Origin of the sequence: Variovorax sp. LjRoot290, from assembly GCF_964253985.1 — a bacterium.
Lineage (GTDB): Bacteria > Pseudomonadota > Gammaproteobacteria > Burkholderiales > Burkholderiaceae_C > Variovorax.
Map to the genome: position 1 here is coordinate 2,445,656 of NZ_CAXURW020000001.1, position 20,863 is coordinate 2,466,518.

Below are 20,863 nucleotides of genomic sequence, written 5' to 3' on the forward strand. Positions count from 1 at the left end.
CTATTTGGCGATGCCCACTGCCTTCATCGCGACGCCGAAGCTGGCGTCCTTCTCGGCCATGAACTTGCCGAATTCGCCCCGGTCGGCGTAGAGCGCGCCGAAGCCGCGCGAGGCGAGGAAGTCCTGGTAGCCCTTGCCGTCGAAGATCTTCTTGAGCGTTCCGGCCAGGCGGTCGGTCATGTCCTTGGGCAGCCCCTTGGGTGCCGCGATGCCGCGCCAGGCGCCAGCGTTCCACATCTTCCCTGAAGCGTCGGTGTAGAGCGGCACCTTGGGAAAGATGCCGTCGGGCTTGGAGCCCAGCAGGATCAGCGGCCGCACCTTGTCGGCGTCGATCAGCGAGCGCGCCTCGGGCAGCGAACACGACACCACGTCGACGCCGCCGGCCATCAGATCCTGCAGGCCCGGTGCGGCGCCCTGGCTGGGCACCCAGGCGATCGCATTGCCGGGCAGCTTGTTGTCGACCAGCCATTGCGCCAGGCCCAGATGCCAGATGCCGCCCTGGCCGGTGCCGCTGGCCTTCAGCTTGCCGGGGGCGGCGCGCGCGGCATCGAGCAGTTCCTTGGCGCTCTTGATCGGCGAATCGGTGCGCACGAAGATCGCGTTGGCATCGAAGTTCATCAGCGCGAGCGGCGTGTAGTCGGCGCCCGAGAGCTGGGTCAGGCCCGCGTGATGCATCATGCCGATCTCGACCGTGATGATGCCCAGGGTGTAGCCGTCGGGCGCGGCCGAGGCGATCGCCTGGTGGCCGACCACGCCGCTGCCGCCGGTGCGGTTGACCACGTTGATCGGCTGCTTGAGTTCCTTCTCGAGTTCGGCCGCGATGATGCGGGCCACGGCATCGGTGCCGCCGCCGGCGCCCCAAGGCACGATCAGCGTGATCGGGCGCTCGGGATAGGCTGCATGGGCGAGCCCGGGAAAAACCACGGTGGCAACGGCTGCACCCATGGCAGCGAGGGACTGGCGGCGCTTCATCTCGTCTCCTTCGTTGTTGGAAGGTCATTCAAGCACCCAAGGCGCCGGCCGCGAAACTGAAGATAACCCTAGGACATCGCAAGCCGCTTTTGCCGTAGGGGGAAACCGGTTTCGGGCAGCACCTCAGCGCAGCACTTCCAAGAGCCGGTCGAGCCCGCCGTCGTTGATGGCGACCATGGCCTGCTCGCGCACCTTGGGCTTGGCGTGATAGGCCACGGAAAGACCGGCCTCGGCCATCATCGGCAGGTCGTTGGCGCCGTCGCCCACGGCGATGGCCTCGCCCGGCGAGATGCCGAGCAGGGAGGCGACTTCGAGCAGCGTGCGGCGCTTCTCGGCGCCGTCGCAGATGTCGCCCCAGGACTGCATCACCACGCGACCGGTGAGCTTGCCGTCGGCCTCGTCGAGCAGGTTGGAACGCGCGAAGTCGATGCCCAGCCGGTCCTTCACGCGGTTGGCGAAGAAGGTGAAGCCGCCTGAGACCAGCAGCACCCTGAGGCCCGCCGCCTTGCAGGCTGCGACCAGCTCGGCTGCGCCGGGGTTGAGCTGCAGGCGCTGGTCGTACACCTGTTGCAGCGCATCGACCGGCACGCCTTGCAGCAGTGCGACGCGGCGACGCAGGCTCTCCTTGAAGTCCTTGATCTCGCCACGCATCGTGGCCTCGGTGATGGCCGCGACCTCGGCCTTCTTGCCCACCGCATCGGCGATCTCGTCGATGCACTCGATGTTGATCAGCGTCGAGTCCATGTCGAAGGCGATCAGCTTGAAGTCGGCCAGCGCGAGCGGCAGCGTGATGCCGCGCACGAGGAGGCCGGGGGAGATTTCCTTGATGGCGCTCATGCGACTGCCGCTTCCTGTTGTGTTTTGGGTTGTCCGAGGCTGCGCAGCACGTCGCGCACCATCTGAGCACGGTCCTTGGGCTCCTTGAGCTCGCGTTCGATGCGCAGCTTTTCGTTGCCTGCGAGCTTGATGTGCTTGTTCTTCTGGATCAGGGCGATGATGTTCATGGAGTCGATCGGCGGGTCCTTCTTGAAGGTGATGTGGATCACGCCCGGCGCGGCGTCGACCTTGACCACGCCGTAGGGCCGCGCCAGCACGCGCAGCCGGTGCACGTCGATCAGCGTCTGCGCCTGCGGCGGCAGTTTGCCGAAGCGGTCGACGATTTCTTCCAGCAGCGTGTCGATCTGGTCGGAGGTCTTCGCGGTCGCGAGCTTCTTGTAGAAGGATAGGCGCAGGTGGACGTCGCCGCAGTAGTCCTCGGGCAGCAGCGCGGGCGCATGCAGGTTGATCTCGGTGATCACCGACAGCGGCGCGAGCAGGTCGGGCTCCTGGCCGGCCTTGAGCGAGCGAACCGCTTCGGCCAGCATCTCGTTGTAGAGCTGGAAGCCGATCTCCATCATGTTGCCGCTCTGGTTCTCGCCCAGCACTTCGCCGGCACCGCGGATCTCGAGGTCGTGCATCGCGAGATAGAAGCCGGAGCCGAGCTCTTCCATCTGCTGGATGGCGTCGAGGCGCTGCGCCGCCTGCTTGGTGAGGCCCTCGGTGTCGGGCACCATCAGGTAGGCGTAGGCCTGGTGATGGCTGCGGCCGACCCGGCCGCGCAGCTGGTGCAGCTGGGCCAGGCCGAACTTGTCGGCGCGGCTCATCACGATGGTGTTGGCGCTCGGCACGTCGATGCCGGTCTCGATGATGGTCGAGCACAAGAGCAGGTTGTAGCGCTGGGCCACGAAGTCGCGCATCACGCGCTCCAGTTCGCGCTCGGGCATCTGGCCGTGGGCGACGGCGATGCGCGCCTCGGGCAGGATCTGTTCGAGCTTCTGGCGCCGGTTCTCGATAGTCTCGACCTCGTTGTGCAGGAAGTAGACCTGCCCGCCGCGCTTGAGCTCGCGCAGCACGGCCTCGCGGATCACGCCCGTGCCCTCGTTGCGAACGAAGGTCTTGATCGCGAGCCGCCGCTGCGGCGCGGTGGCGATCACGCTGAGGTCTCGCAGGCCCTCGAGCGCCATGCCCAGCGTGCGTGGGATCGGCGTGGCCGTGAGCGTGAGCACGTCGACCTCGGCGCGCATGGCCTTCATCGCCTCCTTGTGCCGCACGCCGAAGCGGTGTTCCTCGTCGATGATCAAGAGGCCCAGGTTCTTGAACTTGACCGATTGCGAGAGCAGCTTGTGCGTGCCGATCACGATGTCCACGCTGCCGTCGGCCAGGCCCTTGGCGGCCGCATTGATCTCCTTGGTCGAGCGGAAGCGGCTCATCTCGGCCACCTTGACCGGCCACTTGGCGAAGCGGTCCATCAGCGTCTGGTAGTGCTGCTCGGCGAGCAGCGTGGTGGGCGCGAGGAAGGCGACCTGCTTGCCGCCGGTGACCGCGATGAAGGCGGCGCGCAATGCGACCTCGGTCTTGCCGAAGCCGACGTCGCCGCAGACCAGCCGGTCCATCGGCTGCGGCGAGATCATGTCGTGGATGACCGCATGGATGGCGGCCTTCTGGTCGGCGGTTTCGTCGAAGCCGAAGTCGTTCGCGAACACCTCGTAGTCGGCGGCCGAGAAACGGAAGGCATGGCCTTCGCGCGCCGCACGGCGGGCGTAGATGTTGAGCAGCTCGGCGGCGGAGTCGCGCACCTGCTCGGCGGCCTTGCGCTTGGCCTTTTCCCATTGGCCGGAGCCCAGCTTGTGCAGCGGCGCTTCTTCCGCGCTGACGCCGGTGTAGCGGCTGATCAGGTGCAGCTGCGAGACCGGCACGTAGAGCGTGGCCTTGTCGGCGTACTCCAGGTGCAGCATCTCCTGCAGCAGCGGCTTGCCGTCGGCGTCGGTGCCCTGGCCCAGGTCCATGTGCATCAGGCCGCGGTAGCGCCCGATGCCATGGGCCGAATGCACCACCGGGTCGCCGATCGCGAGCTCGCTCAGGTCCTTGATCAGCGCCTCGACGTCGCTGACCTGCTCCTGCTTCTTGTTGCGGCGACGGGTGGCCGGCGCGGTGGCGAAGAGCTCGGTCTCGGTGACGAAGTCGATGCCCTGTTCGCGCCAGGCGAAGCCGGCGACCAGCGCTCCGGTCGCGATGCCGATCTTCTCGTCGGGCGAGGATTCGAACTCGGCCAGTGAGTCGAAAGCGGGCGGGCTCACGCCGCTGGCGCGCAGGAAGTCGAGCAGGCTCTCGCGCCGGCCGTCGCTCTCGGCGATCAGCAGCACGCGGTGCGGCGTCGTGCGGATGTGCTCCTTGAGCTTGACCAGCGGGTCGTCGGCGCCGCGGACGACGGCGAAGGGCGGCAAGTGGTCGAATTCGACATAGTCCGTTCGGGCTGAGCTTGTCGAAGCCGGGGCGAGCCCTTCGACAAGCTCAGGGCGAACGGTGGTGGATCTGATCGCCAGCTGCGCCAGCGGTTTCGCCCGTTGATAGAACTGCTCCGCATTGAGGAACAGCGCCTCCGGTGGCAGCGCCGGCCGTTCCGGATCGCCGCGCACCAGCCGGTAGCGCTCGCCTGTGTCCTGCCAGAAATGCTGAAAGGCGGGTTCGAGTTCGCCGTGCAGCACCACCGTGGTGTCTGCGCCGAGGTAGTCGAACACCGTTGCGGTCTCTTCGAAAAAGAGCGGCAGGTAGTACTCGATGCCGGCAGTGGCGACGCCGTTGCCCATGTCCTTGTAGATGCGGCTGCGCGTCGGGTCGCCCTCGAGCAGTTCGCGCCAACGGCTGCGAAAGCGCGCGCGGGCATCGTCGTCCATCGGGAACTCGCGGCCCGGGAGCAGGCGCACCTCGGGCACCGGGTAGAGGCTGCGCTGGGTGTCGGGGTCGAAGTTGCGGATCGAGTCGATCTCGTCGTCGAACAGGTCGACGCGGAAGGGCATTGGCGAACCCATCGGGAACAGGTCGATCAGCCCGCCGCGCACCGCGTACTCGCCGGGGCTCACGACCTGCGTCACGTGGCTGTAGCCGGCCAGCGTGAGCTGGGCCTTTAGCTTGGACTCCTCGAGCTTCTGCCCGCTCTTGAAATGGAAGGTGTAGCCGGCCAGGAAGGCGGGCGGCGCCAGCCGGTAGAGCGCCGTGGTCGCGGGCACCAGCACCACGTCGGCCTCTTTCTGGCTGATGCGCCAGAGGGTGGCGAGCCGTTCGCTGATCAGGTCCTGGTGCGGCGAGAAGTTGTCGTAGGGCAGCGTCTCCCAGTCCGGGAAGAGGGCGCAGCGCAACTCGGGCGCGAAGAAGGCGATTTCGTCGATCAGGCGCTGCGCGTCGTTTGCGTCGGCGGTGAAGACGGCGGTGGCGCGGCCTGCCGCCTTCTCGCGTTCGGCCAGTTGTGCCAGCAGCAGCGCATCGGCCGAAAGCGGGGGGCGCGGCAGCGTGAAGCGCTTGCCTGCGGTGAGTTGGGGGAGGTCCATGAAGTGTTGGAGAAATGCAGAACACCCCGCGCCGGCCGGCGAGGGGTGTGAAGGCCGATTCTAGAATGGCTGCCTTTTTGCCGTTGCAGGTTGGCGGACCCCATGATCGCTTCCCGTCTTTTCGTGTTGATCCCCTGTGCGGGCTCCGGCAGCCGTGCGGGCGGCACGGGCCCCAAGCAGTACCAGCGCATCGCCGGCCGGCCGATGGTGCGCCACACCCTCGATGCCTTCCGCGCGCTTGCGGGGCGCTTTGCGGGCATTGCGCTGGTGGTGTCGCCCGAAGATCGCGAGGTTTCTGCGGCGCTGCCGCGTTTCCCGGCCGAGGGAGAACATCTGCTGCATGTGGGCGGCGCGACACGCGCCGCCACCGTGCGCAATGGCCTCATGGCCTTGCGCCAGCTCGGCGCCGGCCCGCACGACTGGGTGTTGGTGCACGATGCCGCGCGCTGTCTGGTCACGCCGACGCAGATCGAGGCCCTGATTGCGGCCTGCGAACACGACGCCGTCGGTGGCCTGCTGGCGCACCGCCTGCCGGACACGCTCAAGGTCGCTTCGCCCGAGGGCCGCGTGGCGAGCACCCTGACCCGCGCCGACAAGTGGCTGGCCCAGACGCCGCAGATGTTCCGCATCGGCATGCTGCTCGATGCGCTGGAGCGCGCCGGCGATGCGGTGACCGACGAGGCCGGCGCCATCGAGGCGGTCGGGCTCACGCCGCTCCTCGTGCCGGGCAGCGCGCAGAATTTCAAGCTGACCTATGCCGAGGACTTCGCGCTGGCCGAGGCGCTTCTGCACAGCCGGCGCTCAGTAAAACCATGACTGCTTTCAATGTTCGCGTCGGCGAGGGCTGGGACGTCCACCAGCTGGTGGCAGGCCGCAAGCTGATCCTGGGCGGCGTCGAGGTACCCCACAGCACCGGCCTGCTCGGCCATTCGGATGCCGACGTGCTGCTGCACGCGATCACCGATGCGCTGCTCGGCGCGGCTGGGCTCGGCGACATCGGCCGGCACTTTCCCGACACCGATCCGCAGTTCCGCGGCGCCGATTCCGCCACGCTGCTGGCCGAGGCCGCGCGCCGCGTGCGTGCGGCGGGCTGGCAGATCGGCAACGTCGACAGCACCGTGATCGCGCAGGCGCCCAAGCTCGCGCCGCACATCCCGGCCATGTGCGCGCGCATCGCCGCCGCGCTCGAGATCTCGGTCGACCAGGTCAATGTCAAGGCGAAGACCGCCGAGAAGCTCGGGCCGGTGGGTGAAGGCCGGGCGATGGAAGCGCGCGCCGTCGCGCTGCTTCACCGCTGAGGGTTGTTGGCCGCGGCCGAGGCTTCGGGCTTGACCGCAGCGGCTCGCGGCATGCGGATGTGGGCCGCGAGGCCGCGGCCCGGCGTGCTGGTCAGCGCGAAGGTACCGCCCATGCGCTCGATGTTTTTTGTCACGATCGACAGGCCCAGTCCGGCGCCCGCAGCCGAGGTGCGTGCCACGTCGCCGCGGAAGAAGGGCTTGCTCAGCTGCGACAGCAGGGCGGGCGCGACGCCGGCGCCGTGGTCGCGCACCTTGATGAGCACGGCGTCGTTGTGCGCTTGCGCCTGGATCGCGACATCGGCGACGCCGGTGGACGGTGTCTTGCCGTAGCGCCGCGCGTTCTCGATCAGGTTCGAGATCACGCGCTGGAGCTCGACCTCGTCGGCCATCACGCGCAGGTCGGCCGGCACGTCCACCGTGATGCGGATGTCCTCGTGGTCCTGCACCGCGTAGGTACAGGCATCGATCACGTCGCGCAGCAGCACCGGCTTGAAGTCGACGTGGTCGGGGCGCGCGTAGTCGAGGAACTTGTCGATGATGGCATCGAGCTGCGCGATGTCGGCCGCCATGTGGTCGCGCGCGTCCTCGTCGGTCACGCTCATCTCGGTTTCGAGTCGAAGGCGCGCCAGCGGCGTGCGCAGGTCGTGCGAGATGCCGGCTAGCATCACGGCGCGGTCCTGCTCGATCTTGGCGAGCTGGTCGGCCATGCGGTTGAAGCCGACGTTGACCGCCCGGATTTCGTTGGTGCGCGCGCGTTCGTCGAGCCGGTGCGCCTCGTATTCGCCCTCGCGCACCTGCATCGTGGCTCGCGACAGCTGCTTGAGCGGCAGGTTGATGAGGCGCGTGATCAGCGCCGCGCCGGCCAGCGACAGCATCATCGTCGTGACCAGCCAGACCAGCCAGGTGCGCCCGCCCAGCCGCGTGAAGCGCGTGGGATCGAGCAGCAGCCAGTACATGTCGCTCTCGATGGTGAAGCCGATCCAGAGGCCGGGCTCGTCGTTGACGCGGCTGGCCACCGTCGTGCCTTCGCCGAGCCGGTCGATCAGCTCTTCGGTCACGCGCTGGTCGAGCGCGCCGGTGGTGTAGGGGACGAAACGGTCGTTCGGCTCGCGCGGCAGGATGCGCACGCCTTCCTGGTCGGCCAGGGTCTTGATCAGCGACACGCGCGTGATGGCGTCGGAATACACCAGCGCCGCCCGCGTCAGGTTCACCAGCGAGGCGATCTGGTGCGCGGTCTGGATGGCGCGCGGCTCGTACTCGAGCGCGCGGAAGGTCTGCAGCCAGGCGACCGTGCAGCCGATCAGGAGCAGCACCAGCAGGAAGAAGGTGCGCCAGAAGAGGCTGAGGCCGAGCTGCAGCCTGGGGCGGCGCCTGGACTGGCCAAGGCCCTCCAGCGGGCTCGGCAAGGTGACCTGGGGACCGTCTTCGCCGAAAGGGCTCGGCTGTGTCGTCTTGGGGCCGATGGTGGCGGCCACGAGCGTCAGCGCTTCAGGTCGTGCCGTCCGGCACGAACACGTAGCCGACGCCCCATACCGTCTGGATGTAGCGCGGCGCCGCGGCATCGGATTCGACCAGCTTGCGCAGGCGCGAGATCTGCACGTCCAGGCTGCGGTCGAAGGGTTCGAACTCGCGGCCGCGCGCCAGCTGGGCCAGTTTTTCGCGCGACAGCGGCTGCCGCGGATGCCGCACCAGCGCCTTGAGCATGGCGAACTCGCCGGTGGTCAGCGAGAGTTCCTCGCCGTCCTTCTTGAGCGTGCGCGAGCCGAGGTCGAAGCTGAAGGGGCCGAAATTCACGGTTTCGTTGTCGGTCGAGGGCGCGCCAGGCGCCTCGAGCGGCGGCCGGCGGCGCAGCACCGCATGCACGCGTGCCAGCAGTTCGCGCGGATTGAAGGGCTTGCCGAGGTAGTCGTCGGCGCCGACCTCGAGGCCGACGATGCGGTCCACGTCCTCGCCCTTGGCGGTCAGCATGATGATCGGGGTGCGGTCGTTGGCGGCGCGAAGGCGGCGGCAGACCGAGAGGCCGTCCTCGCCGGGCATCATCAGATCGAGCACGATCAGGTCGACCGTGTCGCGCAAAAGTATGCGGTTGAGGGCCTTGCCGTCTTCCGCAACGATGACCTCGAAACCCTCCTGGGTCAGGTAGCGGCGCAGCAGGTCGCGGATGCGGGCGTCGTCGTCGACGATGACGATCTTGTCTGTGCGGGCGGGAGCTTGATTCATTTCTACAACGCTGAATTTGTAACAACGCCAATTCTGAAGCCGTTGAGACCCCATTGAGCCGCTTTTCACAATGCTTTGACACTAAGTTACAAAACTTGCGGGCGCTCGCCTTCCAGATATCTATGCCATGCCCGGCGGTGGCACAGTGACTTTGGTCCCCGACTCAGCATCATGAAATCGACTGTTCTCCCGTTGTCTGTCTTGCTCGCCTGCCTTTCGGTTCCCGCCGCGGCCGAACCCTGGGGATTCCTGCGGGTGAGCGACCTGCGGCGCAACGAGGTGCGTGATGCGGTGGAGGCTCACCGGGCCGCCAAGCGCGAGGAGGTGCGGCGTCAGGAAGCGGCGGCCGGACGCCGCCTGACCGCCGCCGAACTGGCCGAGTTGCGGCAGCAGGTGCGCCAGCAATGGACGCCGCGACAGGAGATCGTCCACTCGGCAGAATCGCAGCCGGCTGAGCGGATGGCGCCCACGCCCTCGTCGGCCGGCAGGGTGGCGCCGCGCAGCCAGCGCCCGTGAGCGGCGCCCCTCGGGGGCGCGACGCTTTTTCTCTTTTTCTCCACTCGGGTTCTCTTGCTTTGAACAATAAGAATGTCAGACGGATCGCGGCGTGTGCCGTGTTGATGACGAGCGCCGGCGCCGCCTTGGCCCAGAGCGCGCCCTGGGCGCCGCCGCAGAACGTGCTGCAGCTGTCGGCCACGGGAACGGTCGAAGTGCAGCAGGACCTGCTGAGCATGACGCTCAGCACCACGCGCGATGCGGCCGACGCCGCAACGGTGCAGGCACAGCTGAAGACTGCGCTCGACGCGGCGCTGGCGGAGGCGCGCAAGAATGCGCAACCCGGCCAGCTCGATGTGCGCACCGGCAATTTCAGCCTCGTGCCGCGCTACACGCGCGACGGCAAGATCACCGGCTGGCAGGGCACCACCGAGCTGGTGCTGGAAGGCAAGGACTTTCCGCGCATCACGCAGACCGCGGGTCGCGTCTCCACGCTCACGGTGGGCGGCATCGGTTTCGGCCTGAGCCGCGAGCAGCGCGCCAAGGTGGAGGCCGAGGCGCAAACGATCGCGATCGAGAACTTCAAGCAGAAGGCCGGCGAGTTGGCCAAGGGCTTCGGCTTCGGCGGCTACACCTTGCGCGAAGTGTCGGTCAACGCCAATCAGGGCGGGCCGATCCGGCCGCGCATGATGGCCGTGGAGGCTTCGTCGAAGATGAACTACGACGCGGCGGTGCCGGTCGAGGCCGGCAAGACCAGCGTCGTCGTCAACGTTTCGGGCTCGGTGCAGTTGAAATAGTCGGCCGCCGCCGGGCCGCCCCAAGGCGGCCGAGCCTCCCCCTCGGGGTGGAGTTACACGCAGCGAAGCGGAATGAAATGCCGGGGGCTGTACTACTGCGCGGTCCAGCCGCCGTCGACTTGCCACGCGACGCCGCGCACCTGGTCGGCAGCGGGCGAGCAAAGAAATACCGCGAGCCCGCCCAGTTGTTCCACCGTGGTGAACTGCAGCGAAGGCTGCTTTTCGCCCAGCAGATCGTTCTGCGCCTGCGTGACCGAAATGCCTTCGCGCGCAGAACGGTCGTCGATCTGCTTCTGAACCAGCGGCGTCAGCACCCAGCCCGGGCAGATCGCATTGCTCGTGATGCCGGTGGTCGCGGTTTCGAGCGCCACGGCCTTGGTGAGGCCGACGATGCCGTGCTTGGCGGCCACGTATGCGGATTTCTGGGCCGAGGCCACGAGACCGTGCGCCGAGGCGATGTTGATGATGCGGCCCCAGTTGGCTTCGCGCATGGCGGGCACGGCGAGGCGGGTGGTGTGGAAGGCGCTTGTAAGGTTGATCGCGATCACGGCATCCCAGCGCTCCACCGGGAAGTCCTCGACCTTCGCGACGTGCTGGATGCCGGCGTTATTGACGAGGATGTCGACGCGGCCGAACTTTTCAGCCGCGAACTTCATCATCTCTTCGATCTGTGCCGGCTGGCTCATGTCGGCGCCGTGATAGGCGACCCTCACGCCGAGCGCTTCGACCTCGGCCTTGGGCTTGTCGGCATCGCCGAAACCGTTGAGCACGATGTTGGCGCCCTGTTGCGCCAGCGCCTTCGCGATACCGAGGCCGATGCCACTGGTGGACCCCGTGACAAGCGCGGTTTTGCCTTTGAGCATGATGGTCAATCTCCGGATGAATTAGGATGCAACGAGACAATTATCTTCATCGCGACTTCTTCTGTTTCATGATCGAGCCTGCTCTCCAATACGCTGCCCGGGAGGGAGCGACCGAGTGAAGCGCGAACAGCCCAATCTCTCGTTGTCCGGCTCCGCGGTGGTCGACTATCCGCTGTCGGCAGCGACGGCCGATCGCACGCCGGTGGTCGAGAACATGCTCGCGCGCGCACGCGCCTTCGCCGAGCCGCTGATCGCCGACGAAACGCTGGACACCGGCGAGAACACGCTCGCGCATGCCGATGCGGTGGCCGCGATCGTCGCGGCCATGGGCGGATCGGAGGCGATGCAGGCGGCCAGCTACCTGGTCTACTCGTGCCAGCACCTGAACCGGCCGCAGGAAGTGATCGCCAAGGTGTTCGGCGACAACTTCGCGGCGCTCGCGGTGGAAACCACCAAGCTCGTGCATGTGCAGAAGCAGGCGCGTTCGGCGACGGCCAGCGCGCACCTGGCGGATGGCGCGGGCACGCAGACGGAGAACGTGCGCAAGATGCTGCTTGCGTTCTCTCGTGATCTGCGGGTCGTGATGCTGCGGCTGGCTTCGCGCCTGCAGACGCTGCGCCACGCGGCTTCAGTCAAGCAGCCCGTGCCGGAAGGCGTGGCGCGCGAATCCCTGCAGGTATTCGCGCCGCTCGCGAACCGGCTCGGCATCTGGCAGGTCAAGTGGGAGATCGAGGACCTGTCCTTCCGTTTTCTCGAGCCCGAGACCTACAAGGTCATCGCGCGGCTGCTCGACGAGAAGCGCGTCGAGCGCGAAGGCTACGTCGAACAGTTGCGTGCGCGCCTCGAACGGGAGCTGGCCGAGGAGGGCGTCAAGGCGACCGTGCAGGGCCGGCCGAAGAACATCTACAGCATCGTGAAGAAGATGCGCGGCAAGTCGCTCGACTTCGCGCAGGTCTTCGACATCATGGCGCTGCGCGTGGTGGTGGCGGACGTCAAGGATTGCTATGCGGCGCTGGCCTGGGTGCATTCGCACTTCCAGCCGATCGACGAGGAGTTCGACGACTACATCGCGCGGCCCAAGCCCAACGGCTACCAGTCGTTGCACACGGTGGTGCGCGAAGTGGTCGACGGCCAGGCCGGCAAGCCGATCGAGATCCAGATCCGCACCGAGGAGATGCACGACCACGCCGAGCACGGCGTGGCTGCGCACTGGGCCTACAAGGAAGCGGGCCACAAGGGCTATGCCGGCGTCTGGGCGAGCGGCGAGTACGACGCCAAGATCGCGGTGCTGCGCCAACTGCTGGCCTGGGAGCGCGACCTGTCCGGTGGCTCGCAGGGGCAGGGCCTGTTCGACGACCGCATCTACGTGCTGACGCCCGACGCGGCGATCGTCGAATTGCCACAGGGCGCGACAGCGGTCGACTTCGCCTACACGGTGCACACGAGCCTGGGCCACCGCTGCCGCGGCGCGCGCGTCGACGGCGCGATGGTGCCGCTCAACACGCCGCTGCAGAACGGGCAGACGGTGGAGATCATCGCGGCCAAGGAAGGCGGCCCCTCGCGCGACTGGCTCAATGCGGAGCTGGGCTACCTCGCGAGCCATCGCGCACGCGCAAAGGTGCGGGCCTGGTTCAACGCGCAGATCACGCACGAGACGGTGGCGCGCGGCCGCGAGGCGGTCGAGAAGGTACTGCAGCGCGAAGGCAAGACCGCGCTGAAGCTCGACGACCTCGCTTCGCAGCTGGGCTTCAAGTCGGCCGACAACCTGTTCGAAGTGGTGGGCAAGGACGAGTTCTCGCTGCGCAACATCGAGATGCTGCTGCGTCCTCCGGAGCCCGCGCCCGGTCCGGACGACGGTGTGATCATCAAGAAGGCACGCGCCGGTGGCAACGCGGGCAAGGGCGGCGTGCTGGTGGTCGGCGTCTCCTCGCTGATGACGCAGCTTGCCAAGTGCTGCAAGCCGGCGCCGCCCGATGCGATCCGCGGCTTCGTGACTCGAGGCCACGGCGTCAGCATCCACCGTGCGGACTGCAGCAGCTTCCGCATGATGGCCATGCGCGATGCCGAGCGCGTGATCGATGTCGAGTGGGGCGAGCAGAAGGCCGATGCGGGCTCGGTCTACGCGGTCGACGTGGCGGTCGAAGCCGCTGATCGCCAGGGCTTGCTGCGCGATATTTCCGATGTGTTCGCGCGCGAGAAGATGAACGTGATCGGCGTGCAGACCCAGTCCGTCAAGGGCACCGCATGGATGACTTTCACGATCGAGATCGCCGATGCCGCGCGGCTCGCACAGGTGCTCAACGTGGTGGCCGCGGTGGCCGGTGTGCGTTCTGCCCGTCGTCGCTGAAAAAAGCGGCCTCGCGGCCTGCTACAATCTCGGCTTCTCGGACACATCCTTAGGCGCGTAGCTCAGCTGGTTAGAGCACCACCTTGACATGGTGGGGGTCGTTGGTTCGAGTCCAATCGCGCCTACCAATTTTTCCCTGATCGCAGCATCCGCTCAACCAACGGCTGCCTGCGCTTCCAGGTCTCGCATCCCCCGGTTTCCTGCGTCCTCAACGCAAGGCCTACTGCCTTCGTCGACTGGCGGATACGCCGTCAGTTGTGGTAACTTGGCCGTCCGCCATCTCCAAAGCACTTGACTCAGGGAACCGATGAACACGCCAGCGGCTGAGAGCGACCCGGCACTCGAGGAGCTTCGTCTCGCCGCTCTGTTGCGGCAGGCTCCGCTCGAATTCGCACGCGTGGTCTACGGACTCAACGATCGCGCCAACGGCCGGGCCGGCACCATGGCTGCGGAAGACGTCGCGCGCACGGTGCGGCAGGGCGCTCCGGTCACGCGGGAGCGTGCCGAACAGCGGGCCCGAGGCTATCTGCCGCTGGCCGGCCAGGAGCATTGCCCGCGTTGCTGGGTTTTCAACGGCGTCAAGAGCCCCTTGCACTTTCGCGAAAGTAACGAAGAGCGCCCCGAATCGGCCGTCTGCAAGGTGTGCGGCGCGGAATACACCACTTCGCTGGACTGACGCTCCCGTCAGGGTAAACCTTGGCGCGGTGCAGCAAAACCGCTCCCTAGAATTTGTTCGCGCGCCCCTGGCGTGAAAACTTGAAGGAGTCCGTAGTGCAGAGCAAGAAATCCGCCGGTGCCAAACCGGTACAGCGGGTGATCAAGAAGTATCCGAACCGAAGGCTCTACGACACGGAAACCTCCACCTACATCACGCTCGCCGAAGTCAAGCAACTGGTGATGGACAAGGCGCCCTTCGTGGTGCGCGACGCCAAGAGCGGCGACGACCTCACGCGCAGCATCCTCTTGCAGATCATTCTCGAAGAAGAGGCCGGCGGCGCGCCGATGTTCACCGAACAGGTGCTGGCCAACATCATCCGCTTCTACGGCCAGGCCATGCAGAGCTACATGGGCCCCTATCTCGAGAAGAACATCCAGGCCATGACGGAGGTGCAGGCGCAATTGGCCGAAAAGGCGCAGAACCTGACGCCCGAGATGTGGGCCCGGTTCATGACCATGCAGTCCCCGATGCTGCAGGGCCTGATGGGCAGTTACGTCGAACAATCGAAGCACGTGTTCCTGCAGATGCAGGACCAGATGCAGAAGAACACGGAGCAGGTTCTGGGCGCCTTTGGCATCAAGCGGCCCTAGATCGGGCGCGGAGCCCGATAGCTGGGACAATAGGGGGATATGAGCGAAGTTGCCTCCCCTGAACGAATTGCCGCGCCGGCCGCCCCCAAAGTCGGCTTCGTGAGCCTCGGCTGCCCCAAGGCGCTGACCGATTCCGAACTGATCCTCACCCAACTGAGCGCCGAGGGCTATCAGACCTCCAAGACTTTCGAGGGCGCCGACCTCGTGATCGTCAACACCTGCGGCTTCATCGACGACGCGGTCAAGGAGAGCCTCGACACCATCGGCGAGGCGCTGGCCGGCAACGGCCGCGTGATCGTGACGGGATGCCTGGGCGCCAAGACGGGCGAGGAGGGCGGCAACCTGGTGCGCCAAATGCATCCCAGTGTGCTGGCCGTCACCGGCCCGCATGCGACGCAGGAGGTGATGGATGCGGTGCACGCGAATCTGCCGAAGCCGCACGACCCCTTTGTCGACTTGGTGCCGCAGGCCTTTGGCATCGCAGGGCTGAAGCTGACGCCGAGGCACTATGCATACCTGAAGATCAGCGAGGGCTGCAATCACCGCTGTACCTTCTGCATCATTCCCTCGATGCGCGGCGATCTCGTCTCGCGGCCGGTCGGCGACGTGTTGGGCGAAGCCAAGGCGTTGTTCGAAGGCGGCGTCAAGGAACTGCTGGTGATCAGCCAGGACACCTCGGCCTATGGCGTGGACGTGAAGTACCGTACCGGCTTCTGGGACGGCAAGCCGGTCAAGACGCGCATGCTCGAACTGGTGCGTACCTTGGGCGAAATCGCCGAGCCCTATGGCGCCTGGGTGCGCCTGCACTATGTGTATCCGTATCCCAGCGTCGACGAAGTCATCCCGCTGATGGCGAGCGGCCAGGTGCTGCCCTACCTCGACGTGCCGCTGCAGCACAGCCATCCCGACGTGCTCAAGCGCATGAAGCGGCCCGCGAGCGGCGAGAAGAACCTGGAGCGCATCGCGCGCTGGCGCGAGGTGTGTCCCGAGCTCGTGATCCGCAGCACCTTCATCGCGGGCTTTCCCGGCGAGACGGAAAAGGAGTTCGAGCACCTGCTCGCCTTCATCCGCGAGGCGGAGATCGACCGCGCCGGCTGCTTTGCCTACAGCCCGGTGCAGGGCGCAGCCGCCAACGAGATTCCGGGCATGCTGCCCGAGGCCGAGCGCGAGGCACGGCGTGCACGCTTCATGGAAGTGGCCGAAGCGGTGTCGATCGCGAAGCTGCAAAGGCGCATCGGCGCGACGATGCAGGTGCTGGTGGATTCGGCGCCCGGCATGGGGCGCAAAGGTGGCGTGGGTCGGAGCTACGCCGACGCGCCCGAGATCGACGGCATCGTGCGGCTGCTGCCGCCCGAGAAGATCAGCAAGACCTTGAAGGTCGGCGAATTCACCCGGGCCCGCATCGTCGGCGCCGAGGGCCACGACCTGATCGCGCTGCCTGTCTAATAGATGCCGCAGACGGACAAGAAAAAAGCCACCGGAAACCGGTGGCTTGAATCGAGGAACCCCGAGAGGGATTATCTAAACTTGGTGCCCAGAAGAGGACTCGAACCTCCACGATGTTACTCGCTAGTACCTGAAACTAGTGCGTCTACCAATTCCGCCATCTGGGCCCACATGCTGCTTGGGAACTAGTCCTTCGCAACAGGTTTTGAATTTCAGGAAAGAGAGAGATCATATCAAAAATTTAAGCCACCCCAGCGGACTGCTGGACGAGGTTGAAGGCACGGTGCAAGGCCATCGCGATGGACACGGTTTTGTGCAGCGCGACGACGGCGAAGCCGACATCTATCTGCCCCCCAACGAGATGCGCGCGGTGCTGCACAAGGACCGCGTCAAGGCGCGCGTCGTGCGCCAGGACCGCCGCGGTCGTCCCGAGGGGCGCGTGGTCGAGATCATCGAGCGGCCCGAGCAGCCGATCATCGGGCGCCTGCTGCATGAAGGCGGCATCTGGCTCGTCGCGCCGGAAGACAAGCGCTACGGTCAGGACGTTCTGATTCCCAAGGGCGCCACCGGCACGGCCAAGGTCGGCCAGGTGGTTGTCGTGCAACTGACCGAGCCGCCGGCGTTGTTCGGCCAACCCGTCGGCCGCGTGAAGGAAGTGCTGGGCGAGATCGACGACCCCGGCATGGAGATCGAGATCGCGGTGCGCAAGTACGGCGTGCCGCACGAGTTTTCCGAAGCCTGCCTGGCCGAAGCCAAGGCGTTGCCCGACAAGGTGCGAGCGGCCGACAAGAAGGGCCGCATCGACCTGACCGACGTGCCCCTGGTCACCATCGACGGCGAGGATGCGCGCGACTTCGACGATGCGGTGTACTGCGAGCCGGCCAAGGTGGGCCGCGGCAAGGGCTGGCGCCTGCTGGTCGCGATCGCCGATGTCAGTTCCTATGTGCAGACCGGCTCCGCGATCGACATCGATGCCTACGACCGCGCCACCAGCGTCTACTTCCCGCGCCGCGTGATCCCGATGCTGCCCGAGAAGCTGTCGAACGGGCTGTGCTCGCTCAACCCCGAGGTCGAGCGCCTGTGCATGGTCTGCGACATGCTGGTCGCGGCCGACGGCGAGATCTACGCCTATCAGTTCTACCCGGCGGTGATGTGGAGCCATGCGCGCTTCACCTACACCGAGGTGGCCGCCATCCTCGGCAACACGCGCGGCCCGGAAGCGGCGAAGCGCAAGGATCGCGTGAAGGACCTGCTGAACCTGCACGACGTCTATCGCGCGCTGCTCAACCAGCGTTCGAAGCGCGGCGCGGTCGACTTCGAGACCACCGAGACGCAGATCATTTGCGACGATGCCGGCCGCATCGAGAAGATCGTGCCGCGCACGCGCAACGAAGCGCACCGCCTGATCGAGGAGGCCATGCTGGCCGCCAATGTCTGCAGCGCGGACTTCATCGCCGAAGGCAAGCATCCGGGCCTGTACCGCGTGCACGAAGGACCCACCCCCGAGAAGAAGGAGATCCTGCGCGGCTACCTGAAGGCGATGGGCGTCGGGCTTTCGATCACGGACGATCCGAAGCCCGGCGAGTTCCAGGCCATCGCCGAGGCGACGAAGGAGCGTCCTGACGCGCAGCAGATCCACACCATGCTGCTGCGTTCGATGCAGCAGGCCATCTACACGCCAATCAACAGCGGCCATTTCGGTTTGGCCTACGAGGCCTACACGCACTTCACGAGCCCGATCCGGCGTTATCCCGATCTGCTGGTGCATCGCGTGATCAAGGCCATCCTCGGCAAGACCAAGTACCAGCTGCCGATGCTGCCGACGCCGGGCGAGGCGCATGCCAAGCTCGCCAAGCGGCTGGCGTTGCGCGTGAAGGCGCCCACGGCCAAACCGCAGAAGGCCACTGTGGCGCCCAGCAAGGAGGTGTTGGCGTGGGAAGCTGCGGGCCTGCACTGCAGCGCCAACGAGCGGCGCGCCGACGAAGCCAGCCGCGACGTGGAAGCCTGGCTCAAGTGCAAGTACATGCGCGAACACCTCGGCGAGGAATACGGCGGCGTGGTCACGGCGGCCACCACCTTCGGCATCTTCGTCACGCTCGACGCAATGTACGTCGAAGGCCTGGTTCACATCACCGAACTCGGCGGCGAATACTTCAAGTTCGACGAGCAGAGGCAGGAATTGCGCGGCGAGCGCACGGGCATCCGCTATGCGATCGGCACGCGGGTGCGGGTGCAGGTGAGCCGCGTCGATCTCGACGGCCGCAAGATCGATTTCCGCCTGGTGCGCGAAGGCGAGGAGTTGGGCACGCGTGCCATGAAGGACAAGGGCGTCGCCACCGGCGGCGTGCCGGCCAAGGCATCGGCCAAGCGCAGTGCGCGCAGCAAGAAGCCCGAGGCCGCCGTCGAACGCGGCGACCGGGTCGCTGCAGCCGCGCCGCAATCGGCCATGCAGGCCTTCCGGTCGGCCGTCAAGAAGGCGGCCAACAAGATGAAAGGGCGCAAGCCGCGCCGCTGAAGGAGAAACGAAGATGAGCACAGAGAAGAAGAACCGCATCGCGGTCGTCACGGGCGCAGGCACCGGCATCGGCCGCGCCGCCGCACTCGCGTTGCTGGCCGACGGCTGGAGCGTGGTGCTGGCCGGCCGCCGGCTCGAGCCGCTTGAGGATGTGGCCGATGCTTCTGGCGCCGGCGCGCGCGCGTTCCCGGTGCCTACCGACGTGGCCAATCCGGAGTCGGTGCAGGCCTTGTTCGCTGCCGCGGTGGAGCGCTTCGGCCGCGTCGACCTGCTGTTCAACAACGCGGGCGTCGGCAATCCGCCCGGCCCCTTCGAGGACTGGACGCCGGAGCAGTGGCGAGGCGTGGTCGACATCAACCTGAATGGGATGTTCTATTGCATCCAGCAGGCCTTCCGCACGATGAAGGCACAGACGCCGCGGGGCGGCCGCATCATCAACAACGGCTCGATCTCCGCCACCTCGCCGCGGCCCAACTCGATCGCCTATACCGCGACCAAGCACGCGGTGGAAGGCCTCACCAAGACGGCATCGCTCGACGGGCGCAAGCACGACATCGCGGTCGGACAGATCGATGTCGGCAATGCGCTGACCGAGCTGGCCGCGCGCATGGCCAAGGGCGTTCCGCAGGCCAACGGCGAGATCGCGATCGAGCCGGTGATGGACGTGTCCATCGTCGGCCAGTCGGTGCTCTACATGGCGAACCTGCCCTTGGAGGCCAACGTGCTGTTCCACACGGTGATGGCTACCAAGATGCCCTTCGTGGGGCGCGGATAGACGCGCTCAACCGCGCGCCAGTGCGCTGGCGGTGAGGGGGCTTTCGGCAGGCCGTCGATCGGCGATGTGGCCGTGCCGCCATACCGCCTCGCAGGCCGCGGCCATCGCCGGCCGACCGGCAGCCAGCGCGGCGCCGATCATGCCGGCCAGCACGTCGCCCGTGCCCGCGGTGGCGAGCCGGGCATTGCCGGTGGTGTTGATCACGGGCGTGATGCCCGCTGCGGCCACGACCGTGCCCGAGCCCTTGAGGACGACCGTCGCGCCGAAGCGCTCCACGAGCCGATGCGCTGCACGCAGTCGGTCGCCTTGCACCTCGATCGCGTTCACATTCAACAGTCGCGCGGCCTCCAGAGGATGCGGCGTGAGCACCGTCGCACGGGCTGCCTGCGTGCGTGCAATGAGCAGGGTCTGCAAGGCGTCTTCGACTGCGATGGCATTGAGCGCGTCGGCATCGAGCACCAGCGCATGGGCCGTCTCCATCACTCGCGCTAGAAGATCGCGTACCGCCGAGCCGCCGCCGCAGCCGCAAACGACCGTCATGGCGCTCAAGTCCAGCGCTTCAGGACGCCGGAACATCAGCTCGGGCTGCACGGCGTCGAGCATGGCGAGCTGGGTGTCGAGTGGGGCGACGAACACGCGTCCGGCGCCGGCATTCAGGGCTGCGGACGCCGCCAGCAGTGCGGCACCGGCCATGCCGGGCGCGCCGCCGATCACCGCCACGTCGCCGTAGCTTCCCTTGTGTGAAGCGTGCCGTCGCGGCTGTTCGGGCGGCGCGCCGGCCAAGCGGGCGGTGGCGCGCTCGGCAGCCGGCGCGATGCCCAGGTCGTCGAACCACACATCGCCGGCTGCATCGCGACCCTGGGCCGTGAAGGGGCCGGGCTTGAGCGTCAGCAGGCTCAGGCAGGCGCGCCGGACGGCAGTGGAAGGCACGGGGAAATCCATCGACAGCATGCCGGTGTCTGCATTCAGGCCCGAGGGCGTATCGACGCTGAGCACGGCCGCGGGGCCGGTGTGCATGCGCCGCAGCCAGTCGGCCATCAAGCCTTTGGGCGGGCGCGCGGCCCCGATCCCCAGCAGCGCATCGATGGCGAGCTCGGCGTGCTGCGGCGGCGCATCCGCGAAGCGCACGCCGGCATCGCGCGCACGTTGCAGCGAAGCGCGCGCGTCGGCCGGCAGCCGGCTGTCGTCGCCGATCCGTGTAACGACCGCCGTGAAGCCGCGTTGCTGCAGCTGCGCTGCCGCTTCGAAGCCATCGCCGCCGTTGTTGCCAGGCCCGCAGGCGACCCAGATCGTGCGCGCGTCGGGCGCCATCGCCATGGCCAGGCGTGCGACCGCCAACCCCGCGCGCTGCATCAGCGTGTGCGGCGGCAGCACAGCCGCGGCCGCTTGTTCGATCCGGCGCGAGGCGGCGACGTCGAACAAGTCGGCGGTGGTGGCGGCGGTAATGCGCTGCATGGCCGTGG

17 protein-coding genes and 2 tRNA genes are annotated in these 20,863 nt (G+C 67.0%); 11 read left to right on the plus strand and 8 right to left on the minus strand.

What is annotated here, in order from left to right; genetic code table 11:
• The 3 genes from ACSQ9A_RS12290 to mfd all read right to left on the minus strand — a co-directional run bounded on the left by ACSQ9A_RS12290 (window position 1) and on the right by mfd (window position 5,336).
• Window positions 1-972 (minus strand): Bug family tripartite tricarboxylate transporter substrate binding protein, encoded by a 972-nt coding sequence (locus ACSQ9A_RS12290; protein ID WP_436303847.1) that lies wholly within the window; start codon window positions 970-972, stop codon window positions 1-3.
• Between the two features lie 123 nt (window positions 973-1,095).
• Window positions 1,096-1,809 carry a phosphoserine phosphatase SerB gene (gene serB / locus ACSQ9A_RS12295; protein ID WP_436303848.1) on the minus strand — a complete coding sequence of 238 codons (714 nt, stop codon included), beginning with the start codon at window positions 1,807-1,809 and terminating at the stop codon, window positions 1,096-1,098.
• On the minus strand, window positions 1,806-5,336 hold the full coding sequence (gene mfd, locus ACSQ9A_RS12300; protein ID WP_436303849.1) for a transcription-repair coupling factor: 3,531 nt from the start codon (window positions 5,334-5,336) through the stop codon (window positions 1,806-1,808). Before mfd ends, serB begins: the two co-directional genes overlap by 4 nt.
• A gap of 102 nt (window positions 5,337-5,438) precedes the next feature.
• Between mfd and ispD the strand changes: the two genes are divergently transcribed.
• A complete protein-coding gene (ispD, locus tag ACSQ9A_RS12305) occupies window positions 5,439-6,152 on the plus strand; it encodes a 2-C-methyl-D-erythritol 4-phosphate cytidylyltransferase (RefSeq protein ID WP_093109234.1) in 714 nt (237 codons plus the stop codon).
• Window positions 6,149-6,634, plus strand: coding sequence for a 2-C-methyl-D-erythritol 2,4-cyclodiphosphate synthase (gene ispF / locus ACSQ9A_RS12310; RefSeq protein ID WP_093109235.1), 486 nt, complete (start codon window positions 6,149-6,151; stop codon window positions 6,632-6,634). Before ispD ends, ispF begins: the two co-directional genes overlap by 4 nt.
• Here the strand turns inward: ispF and ACSQ9A_RS12315 are convergent.
• Together ACSQ9A_RS12315 and ompR are read right to left on the minus strand one after the other, a co-directional pair.
• On the minus strand, window positions 6,625-8,040 hold the full coding sequence (locus ACSQ9A_RS12315; RefSeq protein WP_093109265.1) for a sensor histidine kinase: 1,416 nt from the start codon (window positions 8,038-8,040) through the stop codon (window positions 6,625-6,627). The genes ispF and ACSQ9A_RS12315 overlap by 10 nt on opposite strands.
• A gap of 82 nt (window positions 8,041-8,122) precedes the next feature.
• Window positions 8,123-8,854 carry an osmolarity response regulator transcription factor OmpR gene (gene ompR / locus ACSQ9A_RS12320; protein ID WP_028250078.1) on the minus strand — a complete coding sequence of 244 codons (732 nt, stop codon included), beginning with the start codon at window positions 8,852-8,854 and terminating at the stop codon, window positions 8,123-8,125.
• A 171-nt stretch (window positions 8,855-9,025) separates the two neighbouring features.
• Here ompR and ACSQ9A_RS12325 point away from each other — a divergent pair, with 171 nt between their 5' ends.
• Both ACSQ9A_RS12325 and ACSQ9A_RS12330 read left to right on the plus strand, forming a co-directional pair.
• Window positions 9,026-9,370, plus strand: coding sequence for a hypothetical protein (locus ACSQ9A_RS12325; RefSeq protein WP_436303850.1), 345 nt, complete (start codon window positions 9,026-9,028; stop codon window positions 9,368-9,370).
• 104 nt (window positions 9,371-9,474) lie between these two features.
• Window positions 9,475-10,146, plus strand: a complete 672-nt coding sequence (locus ACSQ9A_RS12330; RefSeq protein WP_436292554.1) for an SIMPL domain-containing protein — start codon at window positions 9,475-9,477, stop codon at window positions 10,144-10,146.
• Between the two features lie 92 nt (window positions 10,147-10,238).
• Here ACSQ9A_RS12330 and ACSQ9A_RS12335 read toward each other — a convergent pair whose 3' ends face one another.
• A complete protein-coding gene (locus ACSQ9A_RS12335; RefSeq protein WP_436303851.1) occupies window positions 10,239-11,009 on the minus strand; it encodes a 3-hydroxybutyrate dehydrogenase in 771 nt (256 codons plus the stop codon).
• A gap of 115 nt (window positions 11,010-11,124) precedes the next feature.
• On the opposite strand from ACSQ9A_RS12335, the gene ACSQ9A_RS12340 reads away from it, so the two are divergent.
• The 5 genes from ACSQ9A_RS12340 (at window position 11,125) to rimO (ending at window position 16,110) form a co-directional block, all read left to right on the plus strand.
• Window positions 11,125-13,356 carry a RelA/SpoT family protein gene (locus ACSQ9A_RS12340; RefSeq protein ID WP_436292542.1) on the plus strand — a complete coding sequence of 744 codons (2,232 nt, stop codon included), beginning with the start codon at window positions 11,125-11,127 and terminating at the stop codon, window positions 13,354-13,356.
• A gap of 51 nt (window positions 13,357-13,407) precedes the next feature.
• Window positions 13,408-13,484, plus strand: a tRNA-Val gene (locus ACSQ9A_RS12345).
• A 179-nt stretch (window positions 13,485-13,663) separates the two neighbouring features.
• Window positions 13,664-14,032, plus strand: coding sequence for a hypothetical protein (locus ACSQ9A_RS12350; RefSeq protein WP_093109239.1), 369 nt, complete (start codon window positions 13,664-13,666; stop codon window positions 14,030-14,032).
• A 95-nt stretch (window positions 14,033-14,127) separates the two neighbouring features.
• Window positions 14,128-14,664, plus strand: coding sequence for a polyhydroxyalkanoate synthesis repressor PhaR (gene phaR, locus ACSQ9A_RS12355; RefSeq protein WP_436303852.1), 537 nt, complete (start codon window positions 14,128-14,130; stop codon window positions 14,662-14,664).
• A gap of 39 nt (window positions 14,665-14,703) precedes the next feature.
• Window positions 14,704-16,110, plus strand: coding sequence for a 30S ribosomal protein S12 methylthiotransferase RimO (gene rimO, locus ACSQ9A_RS12360; protein ID WP_436303853.1), 1,407 nt, complete (start codon window positions 14,704-14,706; stop codon window positions 16,108-16,110).
• A gap of 82 nt (window positions 16,111-16,192) precedes the next feature.
• Here rimO and ACSQ9A_RS12365 read toward each other — a convergent pair.
• Window positions 16,193-16,277 (minus strand) — tRNA-Leu (locus tag ACSQ9A_RS12365).
• Window positions 16,278-16,369: 92 nt separating this feature from the next.
• Between ACSQ9A_RS12365 and rnr the strand changes: the two genes are divergently transcribed.
• Both rnr and ACSQ9A_RS12375 read left to right on the plus strand, forming a co-directional pair.
• Window positions 16,370-18,625 (plus strand): ribonuclease R, encoded by a 2,256-nt coding sequence (rnr, locus tag ACSQ9A_RS12370; protein WP_170855681.1) that lies wholly within the window; start codon window positions 16,370-16,372, stop codon window positions 18,623-18,625.
• Between the two features lie 13 nt (window positions 18,626-18,638).
• Window positions 18,639-19,400: an SDR family oxidoreductase gene (locus tag ACSQ9A_RS12375; RefSeq protein ID WP_093109242.1), complete on the plus strand. Its 762-nt coding sequence runs from the start codon at window positions 18,639-18,641 to the stop codon at window positions 19,398-19,400.
• Between the two features lie 6 nt (window positions 19,401-19,406).
• Here ACSQ9A_RS12375 and ACSQ9A_RS12380 read toward each other — a convergent pair whose 3' ends face one another.
• A complete protein-coding gene (locus tag ACSQ9A_RS12380; RefSeq protein ID WP_436303854.1) occupies window positions 19,407-20,855 on the minus strand; it encodes an NAD(P)H-hydrate dehydratase in 1,449 nt (482 codons plus the stop codon).
• Window positions 20,856-20,863: the final 8 nt, after the last annotated feature.

What these genes read in the sequence shown, in the direction of transcription:
- mfd (WP_436303849.1), bottom strand. Translation starts at nt 5,336, where the DNA reads ATGGACCTCCCCCAACTCACCGCAGGCAAGCGCTTCACGCTGCCGCGC.
- ACSQ9A_RS12330 (WP_436292554.1), top strand. Translation starts at nt 9,475, where the DNA reads ATGACGAGCGCCGGCGCCGCCTTGGCCCAGAGCGCGCCCTGGGCGCCG.
- rimO (WP_436303853.1), top strand. Translation starts at nt 14,704, where the DNA reads ATGAGCGAAGTTGCCTCCCCTGAACGAATTGCCGCGCCGGCCGCCCCC.
- ACSQ9A_RS12380 (WP_436303854.1), bottom strand. Translation starts at nt 20,855, where the DNA reads ATGCAGCGCATTACCGCCGCCACCACCGCCGACTTGTTCGACGTCGCC.
- serB (WP_436303848.1), bottom strand. Translation starts at nt 1,809, where the DNA reads ATGAGCGCCATCAAGGAAATCTCCCCCGGCCTCCTCGTGCGCGGCATC.
- ompR (WP_028250078.1), bottom strand. Translation starts at nt 8,854, where the DNA reads ATGAATCAAGCTCCCGCCCGCACAGACAAGATCGTCATCGTCGACGAC.
- ispF (WP_093109235.1), top strand. Translation starts at nt 6,149, where the DNA reads ATGACTGCTTTCAATGTTCGCGTCGGCGAGGGCTGGGACGTCCACCAG.
- ispD (WP_093109234.1), top strand. Translation starts at nt 5,439, where the DNA reads ATGATCGCTTCCCGTCTTTTCGTGTTGATCCCCTGTGCGGGCTCCGGC.
- ACSQ9A_RS12325 (WP_436303850.1), top strand. Translation starts at nt 9,026, where the DNA reads ATGAAATCGACTGTTCTCCCGTTGTCTGTCTTGCTCGCCTGCCTTTCG.
- ACSQ9A_RS12335 (WP_436303851.1), bottom strand. Translation starts at nt 11,009, where the DNA reads ATGCTCAAAGGCAAAACCGCGCTTGTCACGGGGTCCACCAGTGGCATC.
- ACSQ9A_RS12350 (WP_093109239.1), top strand. Translation starts at nt 13,664, where the DNA reads ATGAACACGCCAGCGGCTGAGAGCGACCCGGCACTCGAGGAGCTTCGT.
- ACSQ9A_RS12375 (WP_093109242.1), top strand. Translation starts at nt 18,639, where the DNA reads ATGAGCACAGAGAAGAAGAACCGCATCGCGGTCGTCACGGGCGCAGGC.
- ACSQ9A_RS12290 (WP_436303847.1), bottom strand. Translation starts at nt 972, where the DNA reads ATGAAGCGCCGCCAGTCCCTCGCTGCCATGGGTGCAGCCGTTGCCACC.